We start from the raw sequence: 24,022 nt of genomic DNA, 5'->3' as shown, positions 1-24,022 counted from the left end.
TATCGACACAATAGCGCTCCTTCGACACAGGTCGAACGAAATCTGCGGGAATAGCTCAGTTGGTAGAGCGCAACCTTGCCAAGGTTGAGGTCGCGAGTTCGAGTCTCGTTTCCCGCTCCAGATTCAAGAAAAACGCTCCCGAAAGGGGGCGTTTTTCGTTTGTCACACCGGTTGCAGCACCGCCGCGCTAGCGTGCCTTGCCGGGCAGCGCGCTGCACCAGGTCCGGGCATCCTGCCGGTCGAAACCGGGGCAGCGGTTGTCCTGCGGGATGTAGACGTAGGGAGCATCATCTTCGTAGGTGAAGTGGTAGTAGTAGGTCCGGTCCTTCCCGTACAGCCAGTAGTTTGACGAACCCTGGTTGATGGCATACGGCTCGAACGTGAAGATCGAGGATTCGGCGGGAATGAAGTTGCTGCGCTCCATCAGTATCAGCGTGGCGTTCGAGACCAGTGGGGTGGTCAGGACAAGCACGATCACACCGACAGTCGCTGTCGTGATCGAGCCAATCAGCAGCCAGCGGCGGGGACGTTTCACGCTCGGGCAGCATCGAAGCAAGACAATGCCGCAATGTGCAATACGCTGTGAAAGTCGTCCAGTGTTCCGTGCCGGGAACGCATTGAAAGCGTAGTGAAAGACTGGGTCGGCGTTGCCTGAACCGCACGCGTGCCGTGACCTTTTTCGGACGATTTCTCCATGTTCGCTCCACAATCGCACGGTAGCCTTCATGCTCCTTCTACACGTTGGCGGGCTGGTGGTCAGGCGTATCACTTCAGTGGCAGTGCCCAAGGCCGGGCGCGGACTCTCCCTGCATGCAGTGCTGCGCCCTGGTGCGTTGTTGGCAAGCCTGGCCCTGGCAGGTTGCATGTCGGTGCCTGTTCCGGACCTGCCTGATCGCACGCCCAGCACCTGGACCCAGGTGCCGCAGGGCCAGGGCGTGGCAGTGGATGCCAGACAGTGGTGGAAAGTGCTGTCCGACCCGGCACTGGATGGCCTGGTCGATCAGGCCATCGCCGGCAACCTGGACCTGCAGCAGGCTACGTTGCGCCTGCAGGCCGTTCGGATCGTCGCAGGCACTTCCGACTCGCGTTTCCTGCCGGAAATCTCGGCCAGCGCCAAGCAGGTGCAGGACGCCGCCGCCGTCGATACCTACTTCCATGCCGGCATCGAAGCGATCTGGGACCTGGGCCTGTTCGGCGCCGCCGAGAGCGCGCAGCTGGGCGCGCAGGCTTCGGCCGGCAATGCCGAGGCGTTGCGCAATGCCGCACAGGTGGCGGTGATCGCCGACGTGGTGCGCAGCTATCTGGACCTGACCGTGGCACAGGCCCAGCAGGACCTGCTGGCCCGGCAGCAGACCGTGGATGACCGCGGCGAACAACTGGCGCGGGTCCGCCAGCGCCTGCGCCTGGATGAGCCGGGCGAGCTGGATCGCCTGCGTGCACGCCAGGCCGCCACCCACGTCGCCATCGCACAGGCTCGGGAAAACGCCGACAACGCCGCCCGTGCGCTGGCATTGCTGCTGGGCCGTGATGGTCCGGATCCGGCTTGGCGCGCCTATCGCACGCCGCCGAAGCTGGGCACGTTCTCGCTGCAGCAGGTCCCGGCCGATCTGCTGCGCCACCGCCCGCAGATTCTGCTGGCCGAATCTGAAGTGATGCAGGCCGCGGCGAGCAAGGGCTCCGCACGTGCCGCGATGTATCCGCGGGTCAGTCTTGGCGGCTCGATCCTGTACGCCTACAACCTCACCCAGAACGCCCGCTCCAACTCCGACTCCAGTCCGTCGATCGGCCCGTACGTCGATATTCCCCTGTGGGATTGGGGCCAACGCCGCGCGCGTTTCCATGCTGATGAGAAGCAACTGGACGCCGCATTGCTCGGTTACCGCAAGGCCGTGCTGGAAGGCGTGAGCGAAGTGGAGGGTGCGCTGGGCAGCCTGGCGCGCCAGGACAGCAGCATCCAGTCGCTGCGTGCGGCCAATGATGCCGCCGGCCAGCAGCTCAAGCGCCAGGCGCGACAGGTGCAGCTGGGCCTGTCCAGCGAGTTCGATGGCCTGGACACGCAGCGTGCCGCGCTTGCCTCGCAGGCTGATCTGATCGGTGCGCAGGGCGCACGCGTGCTCGCGTTTGCTTCGCTGTACCGCGCCCTCGGTGGCGCACCGCTGCCGGTCGAAGCCGAGGACGCGTCGCAATGATCGCACTGGCCCGAAAGACCCTGGCCTATGAGTGGCGCCGGTTCCTGCCGGTGGTGCTGGCGATGTGTTTCGCCGGCGTGCTGTTGATCGTGCAGGCGGCACTGGTGCTGGGTATCTTCGGTACCGCGGCGATTTACGTGAAGGCATCCTCCGCCGATATCTGGGCCGGTTTCCCTGGCACCCAGAGCGTCAACTACGGCCATGCCATCAGCGCGGATGTGGAAAGCCACCTGCGCATGGATCCGGATGTCACCCGCGTCGAACCCTACGAGTGGGTGGATGGCGAATGGCGCTCCGGCGCGCAGGGTACCGGCAACGTGTCGGTGTACCTGTCCGGTATCTCCACCCAAGGCGATGCGATGATGTTCGCGCGCATCCTGCCCGCCGACCTGCGCGCGCAGCTGCGAGAGCCGGGCGCGGTGATCGTCGACAGCGCCGACCTGGACACGCTGGGCGTGGACCTGCAGAAAAACCGTGCGTGGATCAACGGCAAGGCGGTGCGCGTGGTGGCTGCACAACCGGGCCTGCGTGGTCTTGGTGGCGTCAACGTGCTGGCCTCGCTGGATACCGCGCGCGCCATCGCCGGTACAGACCCACATGAGGGCAGCACCTATTTCGTGGCCGGCCTGCGCTCGCCGGACCTGTCCAACGACGTGCGTGACCGCCTGGCCACGTCGATGGGGCAGGCCACGCCGGTCGAGTTCTGGACGGCACCGGAGTTCGCCAACCGCTCGCAGCAATACTGGCTGTTCGATACCGGCGCCGGCATCGCGGTGCTGTTCATGGCGGTCATCGTCTGCTTCGTCGGCGCGGTGATCACCAACCAGTCGTTTGCTTCCGTGGTGGCTGGGTCGGTACGCGAATACGCCACGCTCAACGCACTCGGTGCCGGGCGCTATGCACTGGCGCGGGTGGTATTCGAGCAGGCATTGCTGATCGGCGGCGTGGGCATGTTGCTGGCGGCGGCATTCAGCACCGTGGTGTTGTTGATTGCTCAGACCCAGCGCGTGCCGGTGCAGTTGACGCCGATGGTCATCATTGGTTGCGTGGTACTGGTCGCGGTGATGGCCATGCTGTCGAGCATCATGGCGGTACGCAGTGTCGTCCGCTCCGATCCATCGTTGCTGCTGCGTTGAGGACCGGTCGATGACTTCCATACGCGCCGTCGCCCCGACCCTGCAGGCCGACGCACTGGAAAAGGGTTTCATGACCGGCGACGTGCAGGTGCCGGTGCTGCGCGGCCTGTCGCTGGACATCTATCCGGGCGAGTTGACGCTGGTGTCGGGCCCGTCCGGTTGCGGCAAGAGCACGCTGCTGTCGCTGCTGTCCGGCCTGTCCGCGCCCGACGGTGGCCGCGTGCACGCACTCGGCCAGGACGTGGGCCACATGACGCGCAGCGAAGTGGAGCGCTTCCGCCTGCACCATGTCGGCTTCGTATTCCAGGGCTTCAACCTGTTCCCGGCGTTGACCGCACTGGAGCAGGTGCAGCTGCCGCTGGGCTACCGCGGCATGAGTAATCGCGAAAGCGAACCGCTGGCCCGCAAGGCACTGGAAGAGGTGGGCCTCAGCCACCGCAGCCACATGCGTCCGGCGCAGTTGTCCGGTGGTGAGAAGCAGCGCGTGGCCGTTGCGCGCGCCTTCGCCAAGTCGCCGACGCTGATCTTTGCCGACGAACCCACCAGCGCGCTGGACGCCGAGAACGGCCAGCGCGTGATCGACATCCTGCATCGCTACGCACGTGCGCATGGCGCCACCGTGCTGTGCGTGAGCCACGATCCGCGCCTGATCCGGCATGCCGATCGGGTGATCGCCATGGAAGACGGCATGGTCCGTGATGACCGCCGCCAGAACGAAACTGTAGAGTCCGCCCCATGACCAAGACGTTGCACCTGCTTCCCTTCAGCCTGGTACTGTCCGCGGCGCTGCTGCTCGGCGCCTGTTCCAAGGACGCGCCTGCCCAGGCACCTGCAGGTAAAGCCAGCACTGCTGCCGCCGGCAAGGTTGCGGTGGCGCGCGGCATCATCGACGTCGAGGGTGGGCTGATCGCGCTGGCGCCGCCGGTGGATGGCTCGATCACCGCCGCGCCGGTGAAGGAGGGCGCCACGGTGAAGAAGGGACAGCTGCTGCTGTCGCTGGATGGTGCCCTGCTGCAGCAGGAAGTAGCGATGGCCACCGCCGATCTGGCGTTGGCCAACGACCGCCTGAAGGGCAGCCAGGCGCAGTTGCGCGAACTGGAGCGCAACGCCACCCGCCTGTCCACGGGTGCCAGCGAAGGTGTGTCCTCGAACCAGCAGGCCGATGCGGCCAAGCAGCAGTTGGCCGGCGTACGTGCCGATGTCGATGTGGCCGGTGCGCAGGTCGACATGGCCCAGCACAAGCTGGAACACGCCAGACTGAAACTCCAGCAGATGTCGTTGAGCGCGCCGGAAGCCGGCACCGTGGTCGGCCAGGTGCCAGGCCTCGGCGCCTTCGTGCAGGCGGGCAAGCCGGCGATCTCGCTGCTGCCGGCGCGTCCGCTGCAGGTGCGTGCAGAACTGAGCGCCGCCTATGCCGATGTCGTGCAGGTGGGCATGAAGGCCACCGTGGTGCCGGACAGCGATGGCGCTGAAAACACCGGCTCACTGCCACCCGCACGCGTGGTACGCATCAGCCCGGTGTTCGCGCAGGCACGCTTGCCCGAAGACGCGGGGCGCGGCGTGGCCAAGGTGGTGGAGTGTGTGCTGGAGTTCGACGACGCGGCCAAGGCGCGCTTCGGCCAGCATGTGCGGGTGGAGTTCCGGAAGTAGGCGCGGGCCTCAGTTCCTGAGCCAACGTCGCAGGCTAGGCCAAAGCGAGGCCGGCACAACCACGAGCAGTGCAAGCAGCAGGATGGCGCTCATGCCGAGCAGCCAGTTCGAGTGGACGTCGCGCACGGGGGATTGATGCATGGCAGCCAAGCCCCATAGGACGTTCCACCCCAGCCATGGAATGAGGCTGATCAGGATCCGCAGCCACAGGCGGCGGAACCGCCATGGCTGCACAGCCAGGCCCAGCACTGTCATTTCCACCAGGACGATCAGCGCGAACGTGATCACCGAGCCGATGGGATAGGGCAGCGTCCCGGACTCGGTGTAAGTCCGCTGCCAATGATCCGGCTGGAATCCGGCATGGATGAGCGCAGCAACCAGCAGCAGCCAGATGAGTGATACGAACAGCCAGAAGGCAGGGGCGGCACGGAATGCGATGGGCAGGGGCACGATTCAAGCGCTCGTCGCTGGCGGATCCTCAACATTCCGCTATCGGCGTACTGCAATCCATGCAAGAGATCCGAAAGTGAAACGGTGAAGGCCTCGGATCCAATGGCCTACGGAGCCGTGATCCGGGCCTTCTTCCTGCGGGAAAGGCCTTTAAGGACACTGACCAGCGATACCACGCACAGCGCCAGCAGCAGTCCCACGTCCAGCAGCAGCAACCACAGCAGATGCATGCCGTGCACCGGCGGCTGATGCATGGCCGACAGCATCCACGGTACCGACCACGCCAGCAGCAGAACGAAGGCAATCAACAGGCGCAGCCACAGCCGCTTCAGTTTCCACGGTCGTACGATCAAGGCGGCCACGACCAGTTCAACTGTGCCCAGCAACGCGAACACGATGACGGTGCTGGTCGGGTAGGACAGCTCTGCGCCTTCCAGGCGGCGCAGCAACCAGTAGTCCGGGGTGAAGCCGGCATTGACCAGTGCGGCGATCAGCGCCAGCCAGGTCAGCGCGACCAGCAACCAGAACAGGCGGATGTAACGTCTAGGCATCGGCGGTGTCCGAGGTGGCGGGCAGGCGGTTGCGTGATGCATACCGCGCGGATGTGACGATTGCGGCCAGTGCCAGCAGGCCGGGCCCGACGGTGAAGTACAGCAGGCGCAGCGGGTGGTTGTGCATCAGTGTCCAGCTTGCGAACGCCAGGGGAATCGCCAGCACCAGCAGCTTGGCGAACAGCGGCCGCAGCACCGCGATCAGCGGCTGGGCGCCAATGAACATCCAGAACAGATAGAACTGGGCAATGCCCAGGCCGATGTCACGATGGGAGGTGTAGCCGAAATGGTCGCGATACCAGTTCATGCCCTGCGGTATCAGTGCCCAGTACAGCAGCGCTACCACCAGATGCAGCAGCAGGGCGATCGACAGGGGCTTGCCGCGAAGGACCATGGGCGCACGGGGCTGGGCGGGGCAGCGTACCCCAGTGCAGACGCCCATGACTGCATCGTGTGAAGACTGTTGACGGCGTGAAGGAATTTGGACACAATAGCGCTCCTTCGACGCAGGTCGAACGGAATCTGCGGGAATAGCTCAGTTGGTAGAGCGCAACCTTGCCAAGGTTGAGGTCGCGAGTTCGAGTCTCGTTTCCCGCTCCAGATAGTGATCTACAGACTTCTACTGACGTCTGTAAGTCGTTGAAAAGAGGGGCTTTGGCCCCTTTTTTCATTCCAGCGAGCGCCACGGAAATCCACCCACAGCTACCGTTTTTGAGTGACCAATTGAGGCACAAGAATACGGTTGGGACGGCTACCGGATAGTTGCTGGGGCTGAGCGGGAACCATGACGAGCATTAGGCCTAAGTCATAACTTAGGAGCCTCGAAATGGCACTCTCTGATCTGACAGTCCGGCAGGCAAGAACCACCGGCAAGCGCTACACCCTCTCCGATAACGACTGCCTGGGCCTGATGGTCTCTGCCGCAGGCGGCAAGTCGTGGATCTTCCGATACTACTGGCTGGGCAAGCAAAAGCGCATGTCCCTGGGTGGCTATCCCGCCCTCAGTCTGCGCGAGGCCCGCGCCGAGCGGGACAAGGCTCAGGTTCTGCTCGCCAAGGGCATTGATCCCCAAATCGAACGCGACCAGCGCCGGCACGCGGCCAAGCTGGCGGGCGAATACACCTTCAAGAACGTCTTCGATGCTTGGGTCGAGCATCGCCGCAAGGAACTCAAGGAAGGCCGTCAGAGCACGCTTTCGCAGATCCTGCGCATCTTCAACAAGGACGTGCTGCCTACCCTGGGGAAGATGTCGATCTACGACATTCGACGGCCCCAGCTCGTGGGCGTCGTGGCGGCGATCGAGAAACGCAAGGCGTTCACCACCGCCGAGAAGGTCCGCACCTGGTTCAACCAGATGTTCCGCTATGCCCTGGTCATCGCCGAAGGGCTGGAAGTCAATCCGGCCGCGGACCTGGACGTGGTGGCCGAGCCCAAGCCCCCGGTGGCCCACAACCCCTATCTGCACCTGCCCGAGCTGCCCGAGTTCCTTCAGAAGCTCCGGCGCTACAACCCCCGGGGCTGGCAGACCCAGCTTGGCGTCCGGCTGCTGTTCCTGACGGGGGTGCGCACGGGCGAGTTGCGCCTGGCCGAGCCTGAGCAATTCGACCTCGACCGCGGCTTGTGGATCATCCCGCCGCAGGTCGTCAAGCAACTCCAGGACGAAATGCGCAAGGCCGGCAAGCGGCCGCAGGACGTGCCGCCCTACATCGTGCCCCTGTCCCTGCAGGCCATCGAGATCGTGCGCTATCTCCTGGGCGTGATGCGTCCAGCGCAGAAGTACCTGCTGTCGCATCGCAGCGAACTCAAGAAGCGCATCAGCGAGAACACCCTCAACAAGGCCGTGCAGCTCATGGGCTACGAGGGGCGCCTGACCGGCCACGGCATCCGCGGCACCATCTCGACCGCGCTCAACGAGATCGGATACCCGAAGATTTGGGTGGACGCTCAGCTTTCGCACTCCGACCCCAACAAGGTGAGTTCGGCCTACAACCACGCCAAGTACGTGGAGCCTCGGCGTCGCATGATGCAGGACTGGGCAGACCGTCTTGACCTGCTCGAACAGGGTGAAGTCGAAGCCGCGAGCGCGCATCTGACCATCCGTATCGACGGGGTGCCGGCAATGGCGGAAGTGGAGGAAGTGGTGGGCGCGGTCTCCACGACTGCTGAGCCTGTTGTCCCCGGCGTGCCGCCCGTGGTGGCCACGCCTATCGTCGTGACCCCCAACAGCGGCGGAATCATGTTCCAGCGGCTGTCGCAGGTGCCGCCGCCTCCGGTGCATGCCCCGGAGCCGGAAGTCTCCGCGATCCAGCGCGAGCGCGAGGAAATGCTGGCCATCTACGAGTCGCCGAACAATCTGCCGGTCCCGCTGTTCGGCAAGCTGGCCGGGAAGTCCAAGGACCAGATCAACCGCGAGCTGAAGGCGGGCAAGCTGCTGTCGATCAGCCTGGGCAACCGGGGGCAGCGGGTTCCCGACTGGCAACTGGTGCCGCTCAAGCACAAGCTGGCCCAAGTGCTCATGAACCAATGCCCGCACGCCGATTCGTGGGACCTGTACCGCATGCTGACCCAGCCTCACCCCGACCTGGGTGATCGTGCGGCCATTGATGCGGTCACGCCAACGAACGTGCCCGCAATCATCCGGGTTCTCATGGGCGACTACCAGCACCATGCGGATGTGCCCGAGGCCGTTGCCCCGCGGCCCATCCCCGAGGACGTGCGGCAGAGCGTCCGCCGACTGGTGGACAGCGCAGCGGTGCTTGAAGGGGTCTAGTCCGGTCTAGTCCCATGCTGCAACCTATGGCCGGGATGAGACGGCTCCGGCCTATAGGAGTGCCTGCTACAGGGCGCCTGCCTCGGCGATCTGCAGCGCCCTGCGCTCGAAACGCTTGGCAGCAGAATCTGCTTGCGCGTGGGGCCGTTGGAGGTACGTCACGATCTCATAGGGGCCATCGGCGAGCGGTCGCATGCTTACCCCCCATTGATGGGCACGCTCGATGCGCGATTGCGCGCATACGCCGATGCCGTAGCCGGCTGAAACCCACAGCGCCATCATCTCGAATGAAGTTGCAGGCAGGATGTTCTCTTGGTCCACTGGCATCAGGGAGGCCAACCTCTCGTCCAGCAAGGGACAAGCCTCCGCCTGCCAGCGATAGATTGGATAGTCCTGAAGATCGGAGATGGTGAGCTTCGCCTGATCAACCAAACGGAACCGCGGTGGTATCGCGACGGCCATGCTTTCGCACCACAGCCTCCGGCTACTCGTCAGGTGATCCCCCGCACTGCTAAGAGATAGCCCCGCGTCGTAGCGGCCCTCATGCAGGCCCGTTACCAGCTCTTGATCCGAAACTTCACGCACGGCGATCGCGACACCCGGCTCGTGCGCTCGCTGCAGTGCAAGCAGCGCCGACAGCCGTGAAGACGGCACACCTGGCGCTATGGCGAGTGTGAAATTCGGGGACGGTCTGATGGCGTTGTGCATGGATGCCCCCAAGAGGCAACGGGATCGAAAAGAGCAGCCGACATCATACTCAAGAGATATCTTTAACGTGGTTAAAGATCAGTGATTCCATGACGCTTCTGCGAATGCAGAAGCGCACTATTCGGCCTGGACGGCCCGCCGGAGTAACCACCTATGAGTCCGCACCGGCGTTGGCGTTCGGGCAAGCGGTGCGAGCCGCTCGCCTGGCTCAGGGGATTGCTCAGGATGAGTTCGCGGGCTTGGCGGGGATCGCGCGCTCGCACATGGGCAAGATTGAGCGCGGCGAGCACATGCCGACACTCGCTCTCATTCTAAAAATTTCCCTGGCTCTCAAGATCAGCTCGGCCGAACTGATGACGGCCACGGAGCGCAACCTCTACCTTCAGGGCGATGCGTGACGCCGGATGTGGCGCAGGCGTCGTAGCTAGTCGGCCCTGCAAAATTCATCTCGCGGCGCCGACGAGAAGCGCCGGACGTGCAAGAGTAGCGAGTCGACTCGCGGACGCTGCGAGCGCTGACAGCAGCCAAAGCGAGCGCAAAAAGGCTGGAGCAATGCCCCGCCGGGCGATGGCACGCAGCAGCCAGCGGATGTTGAAGCCGGCTGCGCACAACACCGCATGCAGCGCGTCACCCTCAGCGCCCTTGAGCCAGCAGCGCTTCATGCCGTGATCGTGCTTGGCATGCCCGATGGCCGGCTCGACCGCCTGACGCCGCTTCAGCCAGCGCCGCTGGCTGCGCGTGAGCGAGCGGCTCTTGCCGCGATGGATCAATGTCACCCCGCCAATGTCGGCATCCGCCCCCCGGTAGCCCAGGTCGACGATGGCCGTGTGCGGCTTGACGCCCAGGTCCTGCAGCAAGACGGTGGTCTGCTCCAGTTGCTCGGCCAGCGTGTGGCCGTCGTAGGGGTTGCCCGGCAGGCTGCGCGCACCGACCATCAAGCCCTGTTTGGCGCTCACCGCCACGCTGACCTTCACGCCGAACTCGTAGGGCTGGCGGGCCTTGCCCTTGCCGATGCACTCGACCTCCGGCGCATGCAGCGCGTACAGCTTGTGCTTGTCCTTGGGGCGCTGCGAGCGGATGCGCTCGGCGCGCTCCAGCCATGGCTGCAGGCGATCACGCACGTCTTGCGGCGCCTCCAGCAGGCGGCGTTGCACGTCGCGCAGCACGCGCCCGAGCACGGTGCGCTGGCGCTTGAGCACCCGGCGCAGCCGCTTGAACTGCTTGGCGTGCGCATAGCCGCCGGCACGCCGGCGCAGGCTGCGGCCCTCGCGCTCGAAGGTCTGCTTCAGCCGCAGCCCGGCGCGCTGCGCCAGTTGCACCACCTTGGCCCGCGCCACTTCCAGCAGCCGGCTGTCGGTGGGATAGGCCACCGCCTTTTCCTGCACCGTGGTGTCCACGATCACACGCTGCAGTTCGCTCTTGCGCACCGCCTGCATCTGCACGGCCGCCTCGATCGTCTTGGCCAGCAACTCCTCCACGCCGGCCTCGCCCAGCACCCGCCTGAAGCGCCCGATCTGCGTGGCATCGCACGGCAGGCGCGGCTCGTAGTACTCCTGCCCGCTGAAGAACTGCCACACCACGTTCTCGGCCCAGCGCTCGACCACGGCCTCGTCGCTCAGGCCATAGGCATGCTTCAGGTACAGCAGCGACACCATCAAGCGGATCGCCAGGCGCGGGCGGCCTGCCGCGCTCACGCCTGCGCCGACCACCTGCAGCGTGGGGCCGAACAGGTCTGCACCTTCGATGCTGCGCCCGCGCCGGTCCTTGCGCGCCAGCAGCGGCGCCACGCTCGCTTCGATCTGCTGCCACGGCATGCGTGTGGCCAGCACCGCCAGCGGGTGGCGCAGGTCGATCATCTGGTCCAGTCGGGCGCGGAAAAAGTCCGGCGTGCTCATCGAAATCCCTCTCCAAACTCCCAGAAATTCGCATCGAGCCGATTCATCTTCGGGAGTTCCAACCCCTCAACATCACCTCACCAACTCAGTGTCCATGCGGCTTCAGGGCGTTTTGCAGGGCCGACTAGCTAATCGCTCTTTGGCGAACGCAAACGCTCGATGAAGCGCTCTACGGGTGCGGATAGTCCGCTACCGCCTTCGGGCCGAAGCAGGTAGGTGATGATGACGGCCGAATCGAGCGCCAACGGCCGGATCACCACGTCGGGACGTTGACACGCCGCGATTCGGGTCGCCGTTGCGAAGCCGATGCCGTAACCAGCTCCGACCAATGTGAGCATCATGTCCAGCGACGAGACATGCTCAACGATGGTGGACTCGCGCTCCAGGGGATGTAGCAGCCGGGTCAATTCGCGGCAGTAGCCCTCGCAAAGCTGCGGATCGCACATCACCAGCGGGTAACTCACGAGTTCACGTAGCGACACTTCCTTGTGGGCCAGCAACGGGTGCCGGATCGGCACGGTCACCACCAGCGGGTCCTGCCAGATGGGCTCCGTCACCAGTCCGTCGCCGACGTCCGCGGTGTGTGCGAAACCGATCGCGAAGTCGCCGGATCGCAGTCCCCGCAACTGTTCCGCCAGGGTGACCTCGGAGAGCCGTATTTCGATCTCCGGCTCCTCCTGGCGGCACAGGGCAAGAAGTGCAGACAGCCGCGGGTCGATGGCGCCATCGGAGATGGCGATGCGCACGCTGCCTCTTAGGCCTGCGGCGATCGCCCTGACGTTTTCTCGTGCCTGCTCCAGGTTGGTGAACAGCCTGCGAATGTCCTGAAGGAAGGTGGTGCCCGCTGGCGTCAACCGCGTTCCCCGCCGATCGCGGTCAAAGAGCAGCACCCCCAGTTCGTCTTCCAATTCCTTGATCGTGCGGGACAGCGGCGGCTGCTCGATGTGCAAGCGCTCCGCAGCACGGGTGAAATGCAGCTCTTCGGCGAGAGCCACGAAGCAGCGCAAATGACGAAGTTCCATGGGCACGTCCTTCAGCAATCCTGGTCATTGGGTTGGCCACGGCGCATTGCTGCCGAAGTGCGCTTAGAGGGGGCGACGTAGTGCTGGGTCCCTCTTCAGGGCGAGGAAAAAGGCCATCGGTGTATCTGAATAAGAATACATATGTTCATGTATTAACTCAAGTCAAGGGCGGTAGCAACTGTTTCGGAACGTGACGCCGAAGCCAACCCGCTCAATGCTTGAGCGGCTAAGGCAGTACTGACGCCAAAGTAGCGCGAGCCCACAGAGGGGCTCGCGAGATGTAGGACTGAAGGCGCTCTGCCTTCATGGAAAGGCCCAAATCAGGCCGGGTTGATTTCCAACGAGCCACGGTTGATCTGGTCGCGTTCCATCGACTCGAACAAGGCACCGAAGTTTCCTTCGCCGAAGCCCTCGCGGTAGTTGCCCTTGCGCTCGATGAACTCGAAGAACACCGGGCCAAGCAGCGGCTCGGAGAATATCTGCAGCAGCAGGCGGGGCTGGCCGCCTTCGGTCGTGCCGTCGAGCAGAATGCCGCGCGCCTGCAACTCGGGTACGGGCTGGCCATGGCCGGGCAGGCGCTTTTCCAAGTTTGCGTAATAGATGTCGTTGGGGGCGGTCAGCAGCGGGATACCGGCCATCTGCACGCGGTCGAGCGCATCGAGTAGGTTGTCGCACAGCAGGGCGATGTGTTGGATGCCCTCGCCGCTGAACTGCATCAAGAATTCCTCAATCTGGCCGCCGCCCTGGCGTGCTTCCTCGTTCAGCGGGATGCGGATCAGGCCGTCCGGCGCGCTCATCGCCTTGGAGGCTAGGCCGGTGTACTCGCCGTTGATGTCGAAGTAGCGGATCTCTTGGAAGTTGAAGAACTTCGTGTAGAAGTCGGCCCAGTACTCCGACTCGCACAAGCGCAATCCCATGGACGTGTTCCGCGCGTCTGTCCAGAACTGGCCAGAGGTTGTGGAGTGCCATGCGCTGACCGGCGACATGGACTATCTGCTGCGGGTGGTCGTCATGGACATGGCTCACTACTCCCGCTTCGTGCTCGACACGCTGCTCAAGCACCCCAGCGTGCAGGACTGCAAGACCAGCTTCGTGCTGGATCGCGTAAAGAGCACCACGGCCTTGCCCCTATGAGCATTCGGCCGGTTGGTGTGGCGGGGATGCAAATAGCGATTGACCTTCCAACGGTGGCAAGGAGCACACTTCAAACACCCCAACCCGAAAGGAGTTTTCCATGCAATTCCATCTCGAAGACATGACCTGCGGCGGCTGCGCCCGCACTGTGACGAAAACGATCCAAATGATCGACCCCAACGCCAAGATCGTCACGGACCCGCCGACCCGCCGTGTCGAGGTCCAGACCTCGGCCTCGCAAGAGCAGATCGCCGCGGCCCTGAGCGAAGCTGGCTTCCCGCCGCGCGCGCAGTAACACCGCATCGTGGCCGGCATGCACACAGGACGGCCGATGCGAGCACGTGCGCTGCGCCGTACCTGGCGCGGCGCTCAGTGCATCCCAAGGTAGGCCGACCTTGGCCACAGGGCCATCGCCACCATCATCAGGTTCTCGGTCAGGGACACGAAGCCCAGCGGCACGTTGCTGTCCCCGCCCACGCAGGCGCACTTGAGTTCCCGGCGATCGACATAGACCGCCTTGAAAACCGACACGGCCCCGACGGTCCCGATGAACAGCGCCAACGGAATCGACACCCACATCCCCACGCCCGCGACCATCTGGACGCCTGCGATGGCCTCCGCGAACGGGTAGAAATAGGCATACCGAACCCAGCGCTTGGCCAGCAGGTCGTCGCGAAGCCGTCCACGTCCTTGAGCTTCTGCAGCGCCAGGAGGCACATGGCAAAGGCCACGAACCACTCTGCCGCCTGAATGCTCTAGACTTGGCCGAAGGCCGCCCAGCTCGCCGCCAGCGCCATTGCGGCCGCCGTGGCGAACAGCGCGATCACAGGGGTCTAGGTCACGGCGTTCTTGTCCTTCACGGACATGCCGAAGAATTTGCGTAGGTCGTCGTAGCCGCCCACGCGCCGCCCGTTTATGAAGACCTGGGGCGTGGTCTCGATGCCATGCTCCTTCTTGAACGCATCCGTCTGCTCGCGGCTTGCCAAGTGTTTGTCCTCGACCTCGTAGCCCTTGCGGTTGAGCAGATCGAGCGACTTCAGCCCGTAGGGGCAGGTATGGCCGGGCATGACCATTCGGTAGAGCGTGGCTAGCTTGGGCGCAGACATGCAGGACTTCTCCTGTGGGACTTTCCATGGGCCGGCCGTCACGGATTTAAGGACGTTGATGACCTTTCCAGCCTAACCGACGACCGTGCAAAGGGAGTGTAGACACCTGGCTCGCGGGTTGGTCTGGCCCACGGGTTGGTTATCTGGCGGCAATGCCGTCAGTCCTCCATCTGCCAGAGCAACCCTGCCGCAGGCCGGTGCGCCTGAGGCAGCACGCAGGCTCCTAGTGGTTCTCCTTGGCATGGTTGATCGTGTACTTGGGGATCTCGACGGTCAGGTCTTCGGTCGCAACGATGGCCTGGCAGCTCAGCCGCGACTGCGCCTCCAGTCCCCAGGCCCGGTCGAGCAGATCGTCCTCGCATTCCTCGACTTCGTTTAGAGAATCGAACCCCTTGCGCACGATGCAGTGACAGGTCGTGCAGGCACAGCTCATGTCGCAGGCATGCTCGATCTCGATGCCGTTGTCCAGCAGGGCCTCGCAGATCGAAGTGCCTGCTGGCACGTTCAGTTCGGCTCCCTCAGGCGCCAGTTCAGGATGGGGCAAGACGGTGATTTTGGGCATATCTCTCCTGGCTGCTCAGTGCGCACACGGCTTTTTTCCTGCTGCGTTGGCTCGCGCGCGGCGCGGCACTGCGCCAGTGCGCGCTTCGGGCTTGTTGTCACTGATATCGGGCTGCTCCAGCGTGTGCAGGATCGGGCAGTCGGGCCGTTCGTCGCCGGCGCAACACCGGATCAGCGCCTTGAGCGTCGCGGCCATCTCCAGCATGCTCTCGATGCGCCGGTCCAACTCGTCGATGTGTTGCTGGGCCAGACGCTTTACATCAGCACTCTGGCGCGACTTGTCATTCCACAGTCCCAGCAAGTCCGTGATCTCGGCCACCGAGAAGCCGAGGTCGCGCGAACGCCGGATGAAATGCAACCGGTGAACGTCGTCCTGGGTATAGGCGCGGTAGCCCGAATCGGTGCGGTCAGCCGGAGGGATCAGACCGATTTGCTCGTAGTAGCGGATCATTTTGGCCGAGACCTTCGAGGCCTTGGATGCTTCACCGATGTTCATGGTGTTCCTCCTTTCTCAATGAGCGGTATCCGCCGCCAGCGGCGGCTGGAAGCGGCGCAGGCGCAGCGCGTTGCCGAGCACGAACACGCTGGACAGCGCCATCGCGCCAGCCGCGAAGATCGGCGACAACAGCACACCGTATGCGGGGTACAGGACGCCAGCGGCCACCGGGATCAGGGCCGTGTTGTAGCCAAACGCCCAGAACAGGTTCTGGCGGATGTTGCCGATGGTCGCCTTGGACAGCGCGATGGCGTTGGGCACGCCCTGCAGGTTGCCCGACATCAGCACTACGTCGGCCGACTCCACCGCCACGTCGGTGCCGGTGCCGATGGCCAGGCCCACGTCGGCCTCGGCCAGCGCCGGGGCGTCGTTGATGCCGTCGCCCACGTAGGCGATCTGGCCGTGGCTGGCTTTCAGCCGGCGCACGGCTTCGACCTTGCCCTCGGGCAGCACTTCGGCCACCACCTCGTCGATGCCCAGTTGCTTGGCGATGGCCTGCGCGGTACGCGCGTTGTCGCCGGTGATCATCGCCACCTTCAGGCCGAGCTGGTGCAACGCGGCAATGGCCGCGGGCGTGCTGGACTTGATCGGATCGGCCACCGCGATGATGGCGGCCAGCCGGCCGTCGATCGCGGCGTACAGCGGTGACTTGCCCTCGTTGCCCAGGCGCTCGGCCGTGCGAGCGAAGCTGCCCACGTCCAACCCCAGCTCACGCATGAAGCGATCGGCACCGACCTCGACACGCGCGCCGTCCACGGTGGCGCGCACGCCCATGCCCGTGACCGAATCGAAGTCTGTCATCGTCGGCAGCGCGATGCCACCTTCCACGGCCGACTCGACGATGGCGCGTGCGATCGGATGCTCCGAGCGCGATTCGACAGCGGCGACCTTCGCCAGCACCTGGTTGCGGTCAAAGCCGTCGGCAATCTCCAGGTCGGTCAGGACCGGGCGGCCCTCGGTCAGCGTGCCGGTCTTGTCCACGGCCACCACCTTGGCGTCCTTGAGCAGTTGCAGGGCTTCACCCTTGCGGAACAGCACGCCCATCTCGGCGCCCCGGCCCGTGCCGACCATGATGGAGGTCGGCGTCGCCAAACCCATGGCGCAAGGGCAGGCAATGATCAGCACCGCCACGGCATTGACCAGCGCGAAGGACAGCGCGGGCGACGGGCCGAACACCAGCCAGACCAGGAAGGTCAGCACCGCGGCCAGCATGACGGCGGGCACGAACCACAGCGTCACCTTGTCCACCACGGCCTGGATCGGCAGCTTGGAACCTTGCGCCTGCTCGACCATGCGGATGATCTGCGCCAGCATGGTCTGACCGCCCACGGCGGTGGCACGCAGCGTCAGCGCACCCTTCTGGTTGACGGTGCCGCCGACCACGGTGCTGCCTTCCGCCTTTTCGACGGGAATCGGCTCGCCGGTGATCATCGACTCGTCCACGAAGCTGCGGCCCTCGGTCACTTCACCATCGACCGGCACGCGCTCGCCGGGGCGCACTTCCACGATGTCGCCCTGCGCCACGTCGTTGATCGGGATGTCCACGATGCGGCCGTCGCGCAGCACGTGCGCCTCCTTGGCCTGCAGGCCGATCAGGCGCTTGATGGCCTCGGAGGTGCGGCCCTTGGCCCGTGCCTCAAGAAAGCGGCCCAGCAGGATCAGCGCCACGATGACGGCTGCCGCCTCGTAGTACACGTTCACCGTGCCGGCCGGCAGCAGACTGGGCGCGAACGTGGCGACCATCGAATAACCGAAGGCCGCGGCCGTGCCGACCGCGACCAGCGAGTTCATGTCGGGACCCAGGCGGAACAGCGCCGGGAAGCCCTTCTCATAGAAGCGCCAGCCCGGAATGGCGAGCACCAGCAGGGTCAGCACGAACTGCAGATACCAGCTCTGCTGGATGCCAATGGTGGAAGCCACCCACTCGTGCATGCCGGGAATCATGTGCGAGCCCATTTCGAGCACGAACACAGGCAGCGCCAGCACGGCGGCCAGGGTCAGGTCGCGCTTGAGTTCGGCGCGCTCGGCGTCCTTTTTCTCGGCAGCTTCCTCGTCGGCCTGCATGCCTGTATCGACCGGGCTGGCCTCGTAGCCGACCTTATCGACAGCAGCAATCAGATCCTGCACGGATGCTACGCCACGCACGGTAGCGCGCTCGGTCGCCAGATTGACCACAGCCTCAGTGACGCCCGGCACCGCCTTGAGCGCCTTCTCGACGCGGCCCACGCACGAAGCGCAGGTCATGCCTCCGATCGCCAGCTCGATGGTGCCCTGAGGCACGTCGTACCCTACCTTCTCGATCGCCTGGATCAGCGCCATGCGATCGACAGGACGGTTCAGGCGAATGTCCGCTCGCTCGGTGGCGAGATTGACAGACACGCTTGCCACGCCCTCGACCTTGGCAAGGGCGGCCTCGACTCGGCCGACACAGCTTGCGCAGGTCATGCCCTCGATGGGCAGGCTGATTGCCGCTGCTTGGGCGCCAGCACTACTCGTTGTTGCCATGCTCATGGTGTGCTTCCCATAGTTGAAATTCGACATGGAGGGAGCTTAGGGTTTACCATCGTGGGAAGGTCAAGCGCTTTTTCGGATGCTGTCAGGTTTCAGAAATGACCCGGTGCACGGGGAACGGAGGCCTTGCCTGCCAGGCTCGCACTGGTTCTTTGCTGCGCGCGCCTAAGCGGCCGCTGCCTTGTTAATTCTGAAGGGCGAAAACAGCCATTCGAGGTTAGGAAATATTTTAAAAATGAATACAAGTAAGCCATTCAGTACCCCACCGAAGGGTCCCAGCGCCGATTTGGAATCGCTGTCACAGAATGACGTGACCATCTTGGCTGAGACATTCCGCCTCCTGGGTGACCCGTCCCGGCTGAGAATCATGCTGTGCTGCATGAAAGGCTCTTCCTCGGTCGGGGACATCGCTGAAACCCTCGAACTCTCGCAGTCGCTGGTGAGCCACCACCTGCGGCTGCTGCGCGGTGCTCGCCTGGTCAAGGGCGTGCGCCAAGCCAAACAGATCTTCTATGAGGTGGCGGACAAGCACGTGAACCAGGTGCTGCTGGATATGGCCACCCACATCGCGGAAGACCACAACGACGAGTAACTGTTGGGCATAGCATGCCGTTGCGGCGTGGCCTACGTTCCATGGCGATATGCGCCCCACCGCCCGCAGCTGCGTTCGGTGAGGTGGTTTGGATGCCGCTTCCGATCAATCAGAAGTTGAGCGCGCGCTTGTCCACGGCCAGCGAGGCCTCTTTGAACGTCTCGGAGAGGGTCGGATGGGCAAAGCAGATGCGGGCGATGTCTTCGCTGCTGGCCTTGAACGCCATGGCGATCACGGCCTCGGCCACCAGTTCACTGGCCTGCGGGCCGACCACATGCACGCCGAGTATCTCATCAGTGGCAGGATCGGCGATCACCTTGACGAGGCCCGGCGTGTCGCCCAGCGCACGCGCGCGGCCATTGGCCATGAACGGGAAGGAACCGATTCGATAGGCGGTGCCCTGCTCTTTGAGCTGCTGCTCGGTGCGGCCTACCCAGGCAATCTCTGGGCTGGTGTAGATGACGTTGGGGATCGTATTGAAATCGACGTGACCGTGCTGGCCGGCAATGCGCTCGGCCACTGCGACACCTTCCTCTTCCGCCTTGTGCGCCAACATCGGGCCACGCACCACGTCACCGATGGCCCAGATGCCGGGCACACTGGTGCGGCATTCATCGTCCACCAGCACGGCGCCGCGCTCATCCAGTTGGAGTCCCACGGCGGCCGGATTCAGGCCTTCGGTGTTGGGCACACGGCCGATAGCCACGATCACTTTGTCTGCCTGCAAGGACTGCGTCTGGCCCTGGCTGTCGGTGTAGTGAATAGTCACGCCAGCCTCGGTTGCATTGACTTCGCGAACCTTCGCACCTAGTTCGATCTTCAGGCCTTGCTTGTCGAACGCCTTCTTCGCCTCCTTGGCGATGGCTTGGTCGACGATTGGCAGGAAGCTGGGCAAGCCTTCGAGGATCGTGACATCCGCCCCCAGGCGGCGCCAAACGGAGCCCAGCTCCAGGCCGATCACGCCGGCACCGATGACGGCCAACCGATCGGGCACGGCCGCGATGTCCAGCGCGCCGTCGTTGGAGAGCACGACCCGCTCATCGAACGGTAGGTTGGGGAGTGGCCGCACGTTGGAGCCTGTGGCAACGATGATCTGCTTGCCCACCAAGGTAACAGCCTCATCGGCGGCGACGCTCACCTCGAAGCCACCATCGACAGTCCTGGTGAAAGACGCCAGGCCGTTGAAAAACTGGACCTTGTTTTTGCGGAACAGATAAAGGATGCCTTCGTTGCTGGACTTCACGACCTGATTCTTACGTTCCAACATCGTGGTCACATCCATGCGCAGATCACCCGTGGAGATGCCGTGCGTGCCAAAGTGGTGCTTGGCTTGTTCAAAGTTCTCTGACGACTGCAGTAGCGCTTTCGAAGGGATACAACCGATGTTGTTGCAGGTGCCGCCAGGTGCTGGCTTTCCGTCCTTGTTCTTCCAGGCATCTACACAAGCGACCTTCATGCCTAATTGGGCAGCGCGAATGGCCGCGATGTATCCGCCTGGGCCGGCACCGATAACAATGACGTCGAAATGCATTTCCATGATTTACATCTCCAAAGTTTTTGAGGAAATAGTGAGCGCCTATGTCGCGCCTTTTGTCAGGTGGTCGCCAGATTACAGCTCGTTCCCTGACGATCACGTTGAACACTACGGCAGAACGAACCGGGCGCTCGCGGTATTGCCCCCACGTTCGACTTGGACGACGGCCTTCGTGCCCTTGGCTGCGGCGAAGGTCCCGCTGCCTTCGAGGCGGCTTCCGTCCGCGGCAGGCGTGAGTTGCACCTCCTGCTTTTGTGAGCCGGTCAACAGTGTGAGCTTGGCTTTGGTGTTGCTTACATTGACCTGCTTGCCGTGGTCGCGCAGGTAGAGTTGCGCTGCTGCGGGCTGAACGACCAACTCGTAGTCCACGTCCCGGACTTCGGTCACGACGCCACCATGCAGCGGCTTGTGGTCATGCGCGTGGTCATGGTCGCCTGCGGCGAAGGCGGTGACGGATGCCAGGGCGAGGGCGGTGCCGGCCGTGAGGGAACGAAATCGAACAGACATGAAAGCTCCTATAGGGTTACGGTGGTTGAAATCGGGTGACAGAAGGCGTTGCATCAGAATGCCTCCGCGTCGCGGTCGTCCAGCAGGCGTTCGGCAGGCTTGCGGCCGAACAGCCAGAACATGGCGGGTGTAAGGAAGGTGTCTAGCAGCGTGGAGCTGACCAGCCCCGAGAAGATCACCACCGCGACGGGGTGCAGGATCTCAGTACCGGGTCGGGACGCCTCGAACAGCAGCGGGGCCAGCGCGAAGGCCGTGACCAGCGCGGTCATCAGAACCGGGGAAAGCCGTTCGAGCGAGCCACGCACGATCATCTTCTGGTCGAAGTCCTCGCCCTCCATGCGCATGAGGTTGAGGTAGTGGCTCACCTTCAGGATGCCGTTGCGCACAGAAATACCCGCGAGCGTGATGAAGCCGACCAGGGCGGCCACGGACAACGGCTGGCCAGACAGCCACAGCCCCAACACGGCGCCGACCAGGGCCAATGGAATGTTCACCATGATGAGCGCTGATAGGACGACCGACTTGTAGCGCGTGTACAACACCACGAACATGAGCGTCAGGGAGACGATGGACAGCAGGCCCACCAGTCGCGAGGCTTCCTCTTGTGCCTGGAACTGGCCGCCCAGCGTGATGAAGTAGCCTTCGGGCAAGCGCACTTCTTGGACGACGCTGCGTATGTCGGCCACTACTTCGGACAGCGGCCGTCCCTGAGCGTTGGCCGACAAAACTATGCGTCGACGGCCATCGTCGCGGCTGACCTGGTTGGGGCCGTCGCTGTCTTCGATGGTGGCAAGGCGCGACAACGGGACCCGACCCATGGGCGTGTCGATGAGGATGCGGCTCAAGCCCTCAATCGACCGCGCCTGCTCGGGCAGGCGAACCACCAGCGCGAAGCGGCGGTTGCCCTCGATGACCTCGGTGATCTTTTCGCCTTCGACCAGGCTTTGCAGCGTGGACAGAATTTGCGGTGCGGCCACGCCGTAGCGTCCCGCCGCCGCATAATCCACGCGGATTTTGATCTGCGGCGCTAGGACCTGCTTTTCGATCTCCAGGTCAGCAAGCCCCGGAATTCCGGCCAGCTTGGCGCGCAGCAGATCCGCCTGCCCGCGCAGGACGTCCAGGTCCTCGCCGAACACCTTGATGGCGATCTGCGAGCGCACCCCCGACAACATGTGGTCGATGCGGTGCGAGATCGGCTGGCCAATGCCGATGGAGCCGGGCAAGTGAGCCAGACGCGAACGGATGTCGGCGGTGATCTCCTCCATGGAGCGCTTTAGCTCCGAGGCGGGCAGCAGGCCCACGTCCAGCTCGCTGACATGCACGCCTTCGGCATGCTCGTCCAGCTCGGCCCGTCCGCTGCGCCGGCCCACGTGCTGCACCTCTGGCACCTGCGCGACCAGCAGCTCGGCTTGCTGGGCAAGCGCCGAAGATTCGGCCAGCGTCACACCGGGATTCAGGCGCAGGCCCACCAGCAACGTTCCTTCATTGAACGGGGGCAGGAACGTGGTCGGGAAGAATGGCACCGCGGCGACAGCCAGTGTGACAGCCACAGCGGCCATGCCAAGGGCGGCACGCGGCCGCTGCAAGACCCGCTGCAGGCCGCCCTGATAGCGCGTCTTCAACCAGGCTAGAAGCCGAGTGTCGCCATGGTCCAGCGTCCTCATCTTGGGCAGCAGGTAGTACGAAAGCACCGGAGTGACCGTCACAGAGACCAGCAGCGAGGCCAGCGTGGAGACGATGAAGGCGATGCCCAGCGGCACGAACAAGCGCCCCTCCATCCCCGGCAGCGCGAACAGGGGCAGGAACACCAGCACAATGATCATCGTGGCGTAGAGAATCGCCGAGCGAACCTCCATCGAGGCCCTGGCAACGATGACCAGGGGCGTCAGCCGGTTCTCAGGGTGGCGGGTGCGGTCCTCCTTGAGCCGCCGCATGATGTTCTCCACATCGACCACAGCATCGTCCACGAGACCGCCGATGGCGATCGCCAGCCCACCGAGCGTCATGGTGTTGATTGATAGGCCGAAATAGTGGAACACCAGCCCGGTCACGAAGATCGAGGCAGGAATCGCGGTCAACGCGATCACCAGGGGGCGCAAAGTGCCCAGGAAGAAGAACAGGATCACCGCCACGAAGACCGATGCGCCGATGAGCTTGCCTTGCAGCGTGCTGATGGACGCCTCGATGAAGTTGGCTTGTCGGAAGGTCACCTGTGGCTCGGCCATGCCAGCCGGCAGTGAGCCCTTCATGTCCGCCAACGCTGACTCGATCGAGCGGGTCAGTGCAATCGTATCGGCCGTGGGCTGCTTTTGGATGCCCAGGATCACGGCTGGCAGGCCCTCGAAGCCCGCATCGCCGCGCTTGATGGCTGGCGCAAACTGAACATCGGCGACCTGGTGGAGCAGGATGGGTTGGCCCGCACGCACCGCGAGAGGCAGGTTACGCAGGTCGTCGAGTCGGGACGTGCGGCCCAGGTTGCGGATCAGGTACTCGCGGCCATTGATCTCCAGGAAGCCGCCGGAAGTGTTCGCGGAGAAGCCCTTGAGAGCCGCATCCAGATCGGACGCAGTCACGCCCAGCTCTGACATTCGCGTGGTGTTGGGCTGGACCTGGAACTGACGGACCTCGCCTCCGATCGGGATGACTTGGGCAACACCAGGTATGGCCATCAGCCGGGGGCGTAGCACCCAGTCCGCGTACTCGCGAGTGTCCATGGCCGACAGCGGCGGGGCTGCGTTCTTCTGCCCTGAGGGCTTGGCACCGATGGGGATTGCAATCTGCATGATCTCGCCCATCACTGAGCTGATTGGCCCCATAGTGGGCGTCACGCCCGGGGCTAGCCCTTCCTCCATGGACGTCAGGCGTTCGGAGACCATCTGGCGCGCCCGGAAGATGTCGGTCTTCCAGTCAAATGTCACGTAGATGAAGGAAAGCCCGGCGCTGGAGACCGAGCGCACGCTTTCGACGCTGGGCAGGCCGTTCATGGCCGTTTCGAGCGGGAACGTGATGAGTTGCTCGACTTCTTCGGCAGCCATGCCGCCAGCCTCCGTCATGAGAGTGACGGTCGGCTTGTTGAGATCGGGAAAGACATCTACCGGCGTGCGCGTCAGGGTGAACGCGCCATACGCCATCAGCACCAGCGCCCCGATGATGACCAGGAGCCGGTTTCGTAAGCTATTTTCGAGAAGCCACTTGAACATGGAATGGTGC

25 protein-coding genes and 2 tRNA genes are annotated in these 24,022 nt (G+C 64.0%); 11 read left to right on the top strand and 16 right to left on the bottom strand.

Annotated elements, in window-relative coordinates; all coding sequences use genetic code 11:
* Window positions 1-44 precede the first annotated feature (44 nt).
* Window positions 45-120 (top strand) — tRNA-Gly (locus tag V3B46_RS04125).
* Window positions 121-187: 67 nt separating this feature from the next.
* On the opposite strand, the gene V3B46_RS04120 is transcribed toward V3B46_RS04125, so the two are convergent.
* Window positions 188-535 carry a hypothetical protein gene (locus tag V3B46_RS04120; protein ID WP_329891198.1) on the bottom strand — a complete coding sequence of 116 codons (348 nt, stop codon included), beginning with the start codon at window positions 533-535 and terminating at the stop codon, window positions 188-190.
* A gap of 190 nt (window positions 536-725) precedes the next feature.
* Here V3B46_RS04120 and V3B46_RS04115 point away from each other — a divergent pair, with 190 nt between their 5' ends.
* The 4 genes from V3B46_RS04115 to V3B46_RS04100 are packed head-to-tail and all read left to right on the top strand — an operon-like array spanning window position 726 to window position 4,975.
* On the top strand, window positions 726-2,189 hold the full coding sequence (locus V3B46_RS04115) for a TolC family protein (RefSeq protein ID WP_329891197.1): 1,464 nt from the start codon (window positions 726-728) through the stop codon (window positions 2,187-2,189).
* Entirely contained in the window at window positions 2,186-3,325 is a 1,140-nt protein-coding gene (locus tag V3B46_RS04110; RefSeq protein WP_329891196.1) for an ABC transporter permease, read from the top strand. The genes V3B46_RS04115 and V3B46_RS04110 overlap by 4 nt, the downstream gene beginning before the upstream one ends.
* 10 nt (window positions 3,326-3,335) lie before the next feature.
* Window positions 3,336-4,064: an ABC transporter ATP-binding protein gene (locus tag V3B46_RS04105; RefSeq protein WP_154263038.1), complete on the top strand. Its 729-nt coding sequence runs from the start codon at window positions 3,336-3,338 to the stop codon at window positions 4,062-4,064.
* The gene (locus V3B46_RS04100) at window positions 4,061-4,975 is read left to right on the top strand and encodes an HlyD family secretion protein (RefSeq protein ID WP_329891195.1); all 915 of its coding nucleotides are present in this window, start codon (window positions 4,061-4,063) and stop codon (window positions 4,973-4,975) included. The genes V3B46_RS04105 and V3B46_RS04100 overlap by 4 nt, the downstream gene beginning before the upstream one ends.
* A 9-nt stretch (window positions 4,976-4,984) precedes the next feature.
* On the opposite strand, the gene V3B46_RS04095 is transcribed toward V3B46_RS04100, so the two are convergent.
* The 3 genes from V3B46_RS04095 to V3B46_RS04085 all read right to left on the bottom strand — a co-directional run bounded on the left by V3B46_RS04095 (window position 4,985) and on the right by V3B46_RS04085 (window position 6,370).
* A complete protein-coding gene (locus V3B46_RS04095) occupies window positions 4,985-5,425 on the bottom strand; it encodes a hypothetical protein (RefSeq protein ID WP_229655289.1) in 441 nt (146 codons plus the stop codon).
* 107 nt (window positions 5,426-5,532) lie between these two features.
* On the bottom strand, window positions 5,533-5,976 hold the full coding sequence (locus V3B46_RS04090) for a hypothetical protein (protein ID WP_329891194.1): 444 nt from the start codon (window positions 5,974-5,976) through the stop codon (window positions 5,533-5,535).
* Window positions 5,969-6,370 (bottom strand): hypothetical protein, encoded by a 402-nt coding sequence (locus tag V3B46_RS04085; protein WP_329891193.1) that lies wholly within the window; start codon window positions 6,368-6,370, stop codon window positions 5,969-5,971. Before V3B46_RS04085 ends, V3B46_RS04090 begins: the two co-directional genes overlap by 8 nt.
* 130 nt (window positions 6,371-6,500) lie before the next feature.
* Here V3B46_RS04085 and V3B46_RS04080 point away from each other — a divergent pair.
* A tRNA-Gly gene (locus V3B46_RS04080) sits at window positions 6,501-6,576 on the top strand.
* Between the two features lie 226 nt (window positions 6,577-6,802).
* Window positions 6,803-8,746, top strand: a complete 1,944-nt coding sequence (locus V3B46_RS04075; RefSeq protein ID WP_012614046.1) for a tyrosine-type recombinase/integrase — start codon at window positions 6,803-6,805, stop codon at window positions 8,744-8,746.
* Between the two features lie 66 nt (window positions 8,747-8,812).
* On the opposite strand, the gene V3B46_RS04070 is transcribed toward V3B46_RS04075, so the two are convergent.
* Window positions 8,813-9,454, bottom strand: coding sequence for a substrate-binding domain-containing protein (locus V3B46_RS04070; RefSeq protein ID WP_012614047.1), 642 nt, complete (start codon window positions 9,452-9,454; stop codon window positions 8,813-8,815).
* A gap of 104 nt (window positions 9,455-9,558) precedes the next feature.
* Here V3B46_RS04070 and V3B46_RS04065 point away from each other — a divergent pair, with 104 nt between their 5' ends.
* Entirely contained in the window at window positions 9,559-9,852 is a 294-nt protein-coding gene (locus tag V3B46_RS04065; protein ID WP_024082527.1) for a helix-turn-helix domain-containing protein, read from the top strand.
* 45 nt (window positions 9,853-9,897) lie between these two features.
* On the opposite strand, the gene V3B46_RS04060 is transcribed toward V3B46_RS04065, so the two are convergent.
* The 3 genes from V3B46_RS04060 to V3B46_RS04050 all read right to left on the bottom strand — a co-directional run bounded on the left by V3B46_RS04060 (window position 9,898) and on the right by V3B46_RS04050 (window position 13,288).
* Complete coding sequence (locus V3B46_RS04060) at window positions 9,898-11,349, bottom strand: IS5 family transposase (RefSeq protein WP_198887594.1); 1,452 nt, start codon at window positions 11,347-11,349, stop codon at window positions 9,898-9,900.
* A gap of 128 nt (window positions 11,350-11,477) precedes the next feature.
* Window positions 11,478-12,371: a LysR family transcriptional regulator gene (locus V3B46_RS04055; protein ID WP_012614048.1), complete on the bottom strand. Its 894-nt coding sequence runs from the start codon at window positions 12,369-12,371 to the stop codon at window positions 11,478-11,480.
* Window positions 12,372-12,691: 320 nt separating this feature from the next.
* Window positions 12,692-13,288: a VOC family protein gene (locus tag V3B46_RS04050; protein ID WP_017511445.1), complete on the bottom strand. Its 597-nt coding sequence runs from the start codon at window positions 13,286-13,288 to the stop codon at window positions 12,692-12,694.
* On the opposite strand from V3B46_RS04050, the gene V3B46_RS04045 reads away from it, so the two are divergent.
* Together V3B46_RS04045 and V3B46_RS04040 are read left to right on the top strand one after the other, a co-directional pair.
* Window positions 13,287-13,505, top strand: a complete 219-nt coding sequence (locus tag V3B46_RS04045; protein WP_017511446.1) for an Lrp/AsnC ligand binding domain-containing protein — start codon at window positions 13,287-13,289, stop codon at window positions 13,503-13,505. The two genes, V3B46_RS04050 and V3B46_RS04045, sit on opposite strands and share 2 nt — an antisense overlap.
* 100 nt (window positions 13,506-13,605) lie before the next feature.
* Window positions 13,606-13,800, top strand: a complete 195-nt coding sequence (locus V3B46_RS04040) for a heavy-metal-associated domain-containing protein (protein WP_012614049.1) — start codon at window positions 13,606-13,608, stop codon at window positions 13,798-13,800.
* A 74-nt stretch (window positions 13,801-13,874) separates the two neighbouring features.
* Here V3B46_RS04040 and V3B46_RS04035 read toward each other — a convergent pair whose 3' ends face one another.
* From V3B46_RS04035 to V3B46_RS04015, 5 genes are all read right to left on the bottom strand, one after another.
* Window positions 13,875-14,243: a MauE/DoxX family redox-associated membrane protein gene (locus tag V3B46_RS04035; RefSeq protein ID WP_223656233.1), complete on the bottom strand. Its 369-nt coding sequence runs from the start codon at window positions 14,241-14,243 to the stop codon at window positions 13,875-13,877.
* A 95-nt stretch (window positions 14,244-14,338) separates the two neighbouring features.
* A complete protein-coding gene (locus tag V3B46_RS04030; protein WP_012614050.1) occupies window positions 14,339-14,611 on the bottom strand; it encodes a glutaredoxin domain-containing protein in 273 nt (90 codons plus the stop codon).
* A gap of 223 nt (window positions 14,612-14,834) precedes the next feature.
* Window positions 14,835-15,173 carry an ISC system 2Fe-2S type ferredoxin gene (gene fdx / locus V3B46_RS04025; RefSeq protein ID WP_012614051.1) on the bottom strand — a complete coding sequence of 113 codons (339 nt, stop codon included), beginning with the start codon at window positions 15,171-15,173 and terminating at the stop codon, window positions 14,835-14,837.
* A 15-nt stretch (window positions 15,174-15,188) separates the two neighbouring features.
* Window positions 15,189-15,668 carry a Cu(I)-responsive transcriptional regulator gene (gene cueR, locus V3B46_RS04020; protein WP_012614052.1) on the bottom strand — a complete coding sequence of 160 codons (480 nt, stop codon included), beginning with the start codon at window positions 15,666-15,668 and terminating at the stop codon, window positions 15,189-15,191.
* Between the two features lie 15 nt (window positions 15,669-15,683).
* Window positions 15,684-18,179, bottom strand: coding sequence for a heavy metal translocating P-type ATPase (locus V3B46_RS04015; RefSeq protein WP_017511447.1), 2,496 nt, complete (start codon window positions 18,177-18,179; stop codon window positions 15,684-15,686).
* A 235-nt stretch (window positions 18,180-18,414) separates the two neighbouring features.
* Here V3B46_RS04015 and V3B46_RS04010 point away from each other — a divergent pair, with 235 nt between their 5' ends.
* Window positions 18,415-18,771 carry an ArsR/SmtB family transcription factor gene (locus V3B46_RS04010; RefSeq protein WP_015912826.1) on the top strand — a complete coding sequence of 119 codons (357 nt, stop codon included), beginning with the start codon at window positions 18,415-18,417 and terminating at the stop codon, window positions 18,769-18,771.
* Window positions 18,772-18,880: 109 nt separating this feature from the next.
* Here the strand turns inward: V3B46_RS04010 and lpdA are convergent, their stop codons facing one another.
* The 3 genes from lpdA to V3B46_RS03995 all read right to left on the bottom strand — a co-directional run bounded on the left by lpdA (window position 18,881) and on the right by V3B46_RS03995 (window position 24,012).
* On the bottom strand, window positions 18,881-20,308 hold the full coding sequence (lpdA, locus tag V3B46_RS04005; protein WP_015912827.1) for a dihydrolipoyl dehydrogenase: 1,428 nt from the start codon (window positions 20,306-20,308) through the stop codon (window positions 18,881-18,883).
* A 105-nt stretch (window positions 20,309-20,413) separates the two neighbouring features.
* On the bottom strand, window positions 20,414-20,812 hold the full coding sequence (locus V3B46_RS04000; protein ID WP_015912828.1) for a hypothetical protein: 399 nt from the start codon (window positions 20,810-20,812) through the stop codon (window positions 20,414-20,416).
* Between the two features lie 53 nt (window positions 20,813-20,865).
* Window positions 20,866-24,012 carry an efflux RND transporter permease subunit gene (locus V3B46_RS03995; RefSeq protein ID WP_012614056.1) on the bottom strand — a complete coding sequence of 1,049 codons (3,147 nt, stop codon included), beginning with the start codon at window positions 24,010-24,012 and terminating at the stop codon, window positions 20,866-20,868.
* Window positions 24,013-24,022: the final 10 nt, after the last annotated feature.

Source organism: Stenotrophomonas sp. SMYL11 (genome assembly GCF_036320005.1).
Lineage (GTDB): Bacteria > Pseudomonadota > Gammaproteobacteria > Xanthomonadales > Xanthomonadaceae > Stenotrophomonas > Stenotrophomonas maltophilia_A.
Note: the sequence above shows the minus strand (reverse complement) of the source record. Positions and strands in the feature narration are given on the sequence as shown.